This window comes from Terriglobales bacterium (genome assembly GCA_035454605.1).
In the GTDB taxonomy this organism is placed as follows: domain Bacteria; phylum Acidobacteriota; class Terriglobia; order Terriglobales; family Acidobacteriaceae; genus DATMAB01.
In genome coordinates, this window is the sequence record DATIGQ010000060.1 from 1 (window position 1) to 6,887 (window position 6,887).

The following is a 6,887-nucleotide window of genomic DNA, read 5'->3' on the forward strand; positions in this document are numbered from 1 at the left end:
TCTGAAGGGCGATGGAGTTGATGAAAAGGGTCGCTACATCGAGTTCACGGAGAGACTCAACGTGGTAGCTAACGGCCTCGAGCGCGTAAGCCGCCAGGTCGTCCATCCTGCCCCAGGCACCCGCCCGGATCCCGTCCGCCGCACCGAATGATCGGCCCCGCCGGCTCACTCCTCACCTGCCGGGACAGGGCCCTTTTTTGTCCCGTAGGCATTTTTCTCCGTGATACTGTCAAAACAATCGCTTGACAATTCTGCAATGCAATGATATTGTCGCTTATTGCTGGTTATCCAGCCGGAATACCTAGACGATAGCCAGGCGTTTCGCTAAGTTCTTTGAAAACGAGACTTTGCAAGGAGCGCGCCGCTAGTCCCCTCATTCCACTAGGTCGCGTCTAGAGGAGGGCGAGCTAAGTCCTTTTTCCGCGGGACTTTACCTCTAACTCCTTTAGATCTTGGGACTCAGCGGGAATTTCCGCCTAACCCAATGATTCCACTGGAGGGGTATAGGGGGGAGGGGTAGGTATGGGTTAACGGCTTCGTTACCCCGCCAGGAAACCCGGCTGCCGCCAAAGCCGGAAGCTACTGCTGCTTCTTCTTCTTCCCGAACAGGCCCAGGATGCTCTCGGCGCCGGTCACGGGCGCGCCCACGGTTTGTCCCATCGCCCCGGCCACGTCCGGCACGAAGACGGGATTGGAAGTCGTGCCCTGGATCATGAAGGGAATGGCTCCCTTCGACTGCCCGAAGGTGGAGAGCGCAGAAAGCCCGCCCGCCAGCCCGCCGCCCTGCGCCAGCTTGGCCACCATGCGGAAGTTCAGCGAGTTGTTGGCCCCGATGGTGCCTGCGCCGGTCACCGAGCCCAGCGCCGGCGCCACTAGGTTGATGTTGTCGGCACGAATGCCATCGGGCGCCACCCGCAGGCCCGAACTCAGCGTCTGGATCTCGGTGGTGGAGCCGGTGCGCATGCCGCTGAAAGCGGCGAGCGCTCCCATCTTCGAACCCAGGTCATAGCCCGCCAGGCGCGTGGCGGAGACGTTGAGCGGCCCGGTGATCACCAGACGGTCCAACGGCCCGTCAATGGAGAGATTTGCCGACGCAACTCCGCCCTGCAGCGACGAGCCCGGCGGCATGATCACGCCGAACGCCGGCAGCAGCCCGGAAACGTCGTCCACCTTCATCTGCTCCCCGCGCAGCTTGAGGTGTACCACGGCAGATTCGCCGCGCGTGTCGTAGTTGCCGGAAAGCTTGGCCGCGCTGGAGCCGACCTTGATGTCGCCTTTGCTCAGGGTTCCCGCGTTGCGCTGCGGCTCGTAGTCGGTGGCGAACTCGAAGGTCACCGGCTGGCGGGCGGGCTGGCCTCCGCGGGCGAGCTTGAGTCCCGCCGTTTTGGCGGTGCCCTCGGCGCGTGCCTCCTTGCCGTCGGATTTCACGCTGACCGTCAGATCCAGCTTGCCGCCGATGCCGCTGGAAGGATCAAGGAATCCCGTAGCCCCCAGGTCCACGCCCTCGGCGTGCACTTCGGCCTCGATCGGGCTGCGAGCGGCATCCTTGGCATCCAGAGGACCAGCCTCACCTTCCACGTGCAGCTTGCCGCCGCTGGGCGTCTTGGCCTGCAGTTCGAACTCGACGGGAGAAGTCATGGAGACGTTCTTGGCGGTGAGCTGGACGTCTTCATAGACACGCGTCTTGCCGCCGCGCCCGGCCCGGCCGATCGCCAGTTTTCCATCCACGATCTTCAGCACCCCGATGGAAACCGCTGGTGGCTTGGCGGCCGGTGTCTTCTTCGCCTCCTTAGCGCCCAGGCTGGAGAAGTTCCATTTGCCGCCGGGCGTGCTCAGCAGCGTGATCTGCGGCTCCACCAGCGTGAGCGAACGCACCTGGAGCGACTGCGAGAAGATCAGCGGCAGCATCTCCACGCCCACCTCCATCGTCTTGGCTTGGAGGAACGGCTCGCGGTTATACGCGGGATCGTCCGCGATGGATAGATCGCTGGCAGTGACGCCGCCGGCCAGCAGCGAAAGGTCCAGCTTGCCGATGCGCACTTCGCGGCCGAGGGCGGCGCTGGCTTCCGACTGGATCGTGGGCCGGAAGCTGTCCACGTTTATCAGCAGCGGCAGCGCTACGGCCGCGATCACCAGCACAGCAAGCAGAGCGCCCGCGATGATGAGACCCTTGCGTTTCACGGCTGAACCTCCAGCGTCAACGAGGAGCGATGCGGATGATGGCCACGCACAGCAGCCGGGAGGAGTTCATGCTAGCACCGCAGGGAAGTCAGAGCAAAGGATGCGCGGCGGCGAAGTAGGCCAGCGGCGCGCGCACCAGGGCGACGGTGGTCATGTCGTCCTGCGGAGGATTGCCGCGCACGTACACGCGCACCGCCTCCAGCGCCACGCCGCACAGCTCGGCGGCGTCGGAAAAAGGGCGCGCCTGCAGCGTTTCCTTCAGGCGCTCGATGCCGAACTCTTTACGTCCGTTGCGCGCGTCAATCACGCCGCGTGAGGCCACCAGCAGCGCCGCGCCCGGCTCCAGCACCGAGTGCTGCGCGTCGTACGTGGTATGCGAGAACAGGCCCAACGGCGGACCATGCGATTCCAGCAACACGACACCCGCGTCGTCGCGCAGCAGCGCCGGTTCGTGTCTCGCGTTGATGTAGGTAAGCGTGCCCAGGCCTTCCTCGTAGCAGGCGAGAAAGGCGGGAGTGCAGCGCACGCCATTGGACGCCTCCAGCAGCCCGCGATTGATTTCCATCAGCAGCTCGGTGAGAGCATCGGCCTGGTTCACGTCGGGGCGGTTGAACAGTTCCGGGATGCGTGCCCGATACCGTTCCTGCACCGCCGCTGCTACGCTCAGTGCGTCGCTGCGCCGTCCCGCGATATCCAACAGCAGGACCACCACCAGCCGCGGCTCGCTCGTTTCCTGCAGGTCGCAGAAATCACCGGCCATGCGCGTCACCGCGTAGGACACCGCCACGCTGCCGGCCTTCAGGACCGGCCGCGGGCTGGGCAGCGGCACCCGTACCGCCTTATCTTCGGTCGTGGTCTGAAACGGGAAGCGCATCGCTTGTAAAGGGAGGGCAGTTACGTTATCACAAGCGCGCTCGCGGGCGAAGTGACCGCTGAAGTCGGAGGACCGGGCCCTGCGAGCTGGCACCCGACACCTGAGACCTGCTTCCAGCTACCTGCGTCCTGCCGCCTGCTTTCCGTACGTACGCTGCCAGTGCTCGGCCACTTCTTTATCCAGGTCCTCGTAATCCATTCGCAGGACATTGCGCAGCGCTTGCTGGTTGGGCACGCCCCGCCCCATTTCCTCCAGCAGTCCCAGCAGGCTGTTCATGCCGTGCCGGCTGCGGATGTATTCCACCGTAGCTACGGCTTGCAGGTAGGCAAGATGGGCGTCTTCCTCTCCGAAGCGTCCGAAGCCCCGCTCCAGCGCCTGGAGCGGGAAGGCTTTCTTGGCCTGGAATGCCGCCAGCAGTTCCGGCGCGCGCTGGGTCCACTGGCGCGGCTCCAGCATCTGCGCCATGCCTTCATTCAGCCAGCCTGGGCAGCGGTTCTTGGTCATGTAGCCGATAAAGGAGTGGGCCAGCTCGTGCTTCAGAGTGCGGGCGAAGTCGGGCGTCAGCGTGTCGACGCCGCGCGCCCGGATGCGCAGGCGTCCGTCGTACTCGCCACCCGCCCACTCCGGTCCCTCGGTCACGTCCTGGTAGGTCTGGTTGCCGTAGACCATCACCAGCAGGTTGTGGGGCGGCGCGTTGCCCAGCGTGCTGCGCAACTCCATGTACTGGTTTTCCAGCGTGGGCAGGATGCCCCGCTGCAACGCCACCGAAATGGCCGGCCCTTCGTAGCGCAGGGAGAAGTGCGTGCTCTCGCTGTTGCGGAGCTTGTCTTCGACGTTGGCGTCGCGCTCCGCCTTGGCCAGAAGCTTCTCCACATTGGGATTGGGGCTGAGCGCCTGCGAGCGCCTCCAGGCGGCGACGGCGTCGTTGGTCTTCTCCATTTCGTAGAGCGCGCTGCCCAGCAGGCGGAAGGCGGTGGCCGATTTCGGGTCGGCGCGAGTTGCCCGCTGCGCCACATCGGCCGCTTCCGCGTACCGGTTGAGTTGCAGCAGCGCGTGCGCCTGCCACTCCAGCAGGCGCGGATGGTCGGGGACCAGCGTGAGCGCCCGCTTCAGATACGCCAGCGCCTGCTCGGGATTCTGTTGGCCCAGCTCATAGCGCGCTGCGGAAAAGTAGGCGCCGGCGGCCTGGAGCGGATGCGCCTGCTTTTCGATCTGCGCCAGTTCGCTGGGCGAAAGCCGCACCGGCTCGGGTTCCGAAACCTGACCGGTGGGTTTGGTTGCGCTTTCGGGAAGCTCCCCCGCTGAGTCGGCCTTGCCGGCGCCCGGCGGCCCGGTGCGGAAGAAATCCTCGGAACCCGCGGGCATCGAGATCGCTTGCCCGGAGCGGACTTTCTCCACCTGGATGTCCGAAAATGCCGGGCGGCTCTTGACGATGCGCTCCACCTGGCTGCGCGGGACCTTGTACACCTCCTTGCCGGCGTTGTAGACGACGTAGCCCTCGATCTCACGCGCGTTGGCGACCTCGATGGAGGTCCCGTTCTTGAAGTAGATGGTGTCCCCGACGGCGGGGGAGGCGGTCAGCAACAAGACGACCGCAATCGTCAGAAGAAGCAGCGCTGGCGGCTGACGGCGCATAAAAACGGGATTATAGGACAGGTAGGATGAAGCCGCCGCCGTTTCATCCCAGCGTTCCGGTTCCGGAACGCACTTGAACGGGACGTCGGTCTCTAACGGTCGGCGGGCACGAAGTAGACGTCGGTGGGCTTGAACTGCGCCAGCCTGCGGAAGCGGGCCTTCACCGCCATGCCGACGCGCATTTCCTGCTCTGTGGCTCCCACCAGCCGTGTGAGCAGCAGCGTATTCACGCCGTCGAACTCAATCAGGGCCAGGTTGAACGGCGTCTCCTTCAGGAAAGCCTCCGAGCCGAAGTGGCAGGTGGTCCAGGTATGTACGCGGCCTTCGCGGGGCAGCTCGAACCAGCGCGTGGCCGCGCCGCATTCCATGCAGTACGCGCGGGGCGTGGCGAAACGGTAGCCGCAGCCTGTGCATTCGCTTCCCAGCAGCTTCCCTTGTGCCAGGGCAAGAAAGAAGGGGGAATCCTCGGCGTAGCTGTGCAGATAGTCGATCTCGTAGTGGTCCTTCACCACCAGGGGATCGGTGCCGAAGACCACCGTGCCCTGGTCGGTCTCCGGCAGGCGCACCTTGCCATAAACGGGCTTGGACGCGGGCAGTGCACGAGGTGGTCCGGCCACCGCTGCCGGCGCCGGCTTCTTACGCATCGCCTTGCTGGCCATGGTTTCCTCCTCTTTTCCTTTACGCGACTTTCGGTCCCGACCAGTTGGTGCTTTCCAGGATGCTCACGGTCACATAGGTGCCGGTCCCGGCGTGGCTGTGGATGGCGCCGCGCATCGGCCGCCGCATCCGGCCCCTCTTCTGTTTCACCTGGATGGTGCCGTCGCCGTGGTTGTGCTTGGCGATGGTTCCCTGGAGCTGCCAGAAGGCGAACACCGCTTGCATCAGGCCGGTGGCGCCCACTGGATGCCCGCAGGCGATCAACCCACCGGAGGGATTCACCGGGATCGAGCCGCTCAGTTCAGGATGACCCTGGTCGATGAACTTGCCGCCCTCGCCATAACGGCACAGTCCCATATCCTCATAGGTCTGGATTTCGCTCGAGGTGTAGGCATCGTGGAGTTCGACGAAATCCAGGTCCTTGCGCGGATCTTCGATGCCGGCCTTTTCGTAGGCCATCTTGCACGCCATGCGTCCGGCGCGGAAGCTGTGCACTCCCGGATACTTCAGGTCCTTGTACCATTGCGGGTCCTCGTGCTTGAGCAGGACCACGTCTTTCTGCGGGCGGTCGGCCATGCGCATGGCATCGGAGCCCATCCCCACCCCCAGCACCCGGACCGGGTTCTCACAGTAGTGCTGCGCCACCTTCTCGCTGGCCAGGATGGCCACCGCCGCTCCGTCCGACATGGTGCAGATGTCCAGCATGGTGAGCGGGTAGGCCACCATGGGCGAGCGGCGCACGTCCTCCACCGAGACGTCGTAGTGGTGCTGAGCCCAGGGATTATGCAGCGCGTTGCGATGGTTCTTCACGCTCACCTTGGCCAACTGCTCCACCGTGGTGCCGAACTCGTGCATGTGCCGCACCACCATCATGGCGTAGTAGCCGCTGTAGAAGCCGCCCACCGGATAATCGAAGTTGGTATCGCTGGCCAGGGCGATGAACTCGTTGCCTTTCCAGGTATTCACATGCGACATGGTCTCGAAGCCCATGGCCACCACGCAGTCCATCCAGCCGGAAGCGATGTGCCGCCAGGCCTCCTGGAAGCACAGACCGCCGGTGGCGCCTCCGCCTTCCACCCGGATGGTGGGCTTGGGCACCAGGCCGCACATGTCCACCGCCATCACTCCGGCTTTGAGTTGGCGGGTGAAGTGGTCGCTGAAGTAGCTGACCACCGTGCCGTCGATCACCTCCCGGGTGAGCTTGGGACAGTCGCGCATGGCGTAGTCGAAGGCTTCCTTCACCATCACCCGGAACGACTTGCGGGGTTCGGCCTTGCGGAACTTCGTCAGGCCTCCCGCAATCATGTAGACAGGCCGCATAGGCGCCTCCTGGAAAAAGGGGCAGGAACGATGCGGCTAGATGACCACGCCCTCAGGAAGCGCTTCAGTGAGCCCCGTCACTTCAGGGGGTGACTGCTGTCCGGAAGCAGCCTCGGCAGACTCGGTACTGGGTACTTGGTGCTCGGTACTCGGTACTCGGTACTCGGTACTCGGTACTCTCCTATTCTCCGTAGGTCTTCTTGAGATACTGCCCGATGTC

At 64.4% G+C, this 6,887-nt stretch carries 5 protein-coding genes; all 5 read right to left on the reverse strand.

Annotated features, from left to right (window positions below):
* Positions 1-579: 579 nt before the first annotated feature.
* On the reverse strand, positions 580-2,181 hold the full coding sequence (locus VLE48_04025; protein ID HSA92155.1) for an AsmA family protein: 1,602 nt from the start codon (positions 2,179-2,181) through the stop codon (positions 580-582).
* Between the two features lie 88 nt (positions 2,182-2,269).
* Positions 2,270-3,055 (reverse strand): PP2C family protein-serine/threonine phosphatase, encoded by a 786-nt coding sequence (locus VLE48_04030; protein ID HSA92156.1) that lies wholly within the window; start codon positions 3,053-3,055, stop codon positions 2,270-2,272.
* Between the two features lie 117 nt (positions 3,056-3,172).
* On the reverse strand, positions 3,173-4,690 hold the full coding sequence (locus tag VLE48_04035) for a tetratricopeptide repeat protein (protein ID HSA92157.1): 1,518 nt from the start codon (positions 4,688-4,690) through the stop codon (positions 3,173-3,175).
* Positions 4,691-4,782: 92 nt separating this feature from the next.
* Positions 4,783-5,349, reverse strand: a complete 567-nt coding sequence (locus VLE48_04040) for a Zn-ribbon domain-containing OB-fold protein (protein HSA92158.1) — start codon at positions 5,347-5,349, stop codon at positions 4,783-4,785.
* A gap of 19 nt (positions 5,350-5,368) precedes the next feature.
* Positions 5,369-6,667 (reverse strand): hypothetical protein, encoded by a 1,299-nt coding sequence (locus tag VLE48_04045; GenBank protein ID HSA92159.1) that lies wholly within the window; start codon positions 6,665-6,667, stop codon positions 5,369-5,371.
* Positions 6,668-6,887 lie beyond the last annotated feature (220 nt).